We start from the raw sequence: 1,696 nt of genomic DNA on the forward strand, positions 1-1,696 counted from the left end.
GGGGTAGGGGAGCGTTCTATCAGCAGAGAAGTCAAACTGTAAGGTTTGGTGGAGTGGATAGAAGTGAGAATGCCGGTATGAGTATGCGAAAAGGAAGGTGAGAATCCTTCCCGCCGAAAATCTAAGGTTTCCTGGGGAAGGCTCGTCCGCCCAGGGTAAGTCGGGACCTAAGCCGAGGCCAAAAGGCGTAGGTGATGGACAACTGGTTGAGATTCCAGTACCACCTAGAAATGTTTGAGCAATGGGGTGACACAGAAGGATAGGTTAAGCCAACCGTTGGTAGAGTTGGCCCAAGCGAGAAGGAGGTAGGGTAGGCAAATCCGCCCTGCGAAACTCTGAGACGTGAAGGGGAGCGAAAATTAGTAGCGAAGTAACCGACTCCAAGCTGTCAAGAAAAGCCTCTAGTGAGTGACTAGGTGCCCGTACCGTAAACCGACACAGGTAGATGGGGTGAGAATCCTAAGGCGCGCGAGAAACCCCTCGTTAAGGAACTCGGCAAAATAGCCCCGTAACTTCGGGAGAAGGGGCGCTCTTGGCAACAAGAGCCGCAGAGAAATGGTCCAGGCGACTGTTTAACAAAAACACAGGTCCCTGCTAATCCGAAAGGAGATGTATAGGGGCTGACACCTGCCCGGTGCTGGAAGGTTAAGAGGAGAGGTTAGGGGCAACCCGAAGCTTTGAATTGAAGCCCCAGTAAACGGCGGCCGTAACTATAACGGTCCTAAGGTAGCGAAATTCCTTGTCAGGTAAGTTCTGACCCGCACGAAAGGTGTAACGATCTGGACACTGTCTCGACGAGGGACTCGGCGAAATTGTAATACCCGTGAAGATGCGGGTTACCTGCGACAGGACAGAAAGACCCCATGGAGCTTTACTGTAGCTTGACATTGGATTTTGGTATAAAATGTACAGGATAGGTGGGAGACTGAGAAGCTAGGGCGCCAGCCTTGGTGGAGTCGACGGTGGGATACCACTCTTTTTGTACTGAAGTTCTAACTAGGTCCCCTGAAGCGGGGATTAGGACAGTATCAGGTGGGCAGTTTGACTGGGGCGGTCGCCTCCTAAAGAGTAACGGAGGCGCCCAAAGGTTCCCTCAGCGCGGTTGGAAATCGCGCGAAGAGTGTAAAGGCATAAGGGAGCTTGACTGCGAGACCAACAAGTCGAGCAGGGACGAAAGTCGGGCTTAGTGATCCGGTGGTACCGAGTGGAAGGGCCATCGCTCAACGGATAAAAGCTACCCTGGGGATAACAGGCTTATCTCCCCCAAGAGTCCATATCGACGGGGAGGTTTGGCACCTCGATGTCGGCTCATCGCATCCTGGGGCTGTAGTAGGTCCCAAGGGTTGGGCTGTTCGCCCATTAAAGCGGTACGTGAGCTGGGTTCAGAACGTCGTGAGACAGTTCGGTCCCTATCCGTCGCAGGCGCAGGAAATTTGAGAGGATCTGTCCCTAGTACGAGAGGACCGGGATGGACGAATCACTGGTGTACCAGTTGTCTCGCCAGAGGCACAGCTGGGTAGCTATATTCGGAGCGGATAAGCGCTGAAAGCATCTAAGCGCGAAACCGACCTCAAGATGAGATTTCCCACAGCATAAGCTGGTAAGACCCCTGAAAGATGATCAGGTTGATAGGCCAGGTGTGGAAGCACCGTGAGGTGTGGAGCTGACTGGTACTAATCGGTCGAGGGCTTGACCT

General features: G+C 53.4%; 1 rRNA gene. It reads left to right on the forward strand.

The window, feature by feature from the left end:
- A 23S ribosomal RNA gene (locus DSBG_RS21435) occupies positions 1-1,696 on the forward strand; the annotation flags it as partial.

Origin of the sequence: Desulfosporosinus cupriresistens, from assembly GCF_001707885.1 — a bacterium.
Lineage (GTDB): Bacteria > Bacillota > Desulfitobacteriia > Desulfitobacteriales > Desulfitobacteriaceae > Desulfosporosinus.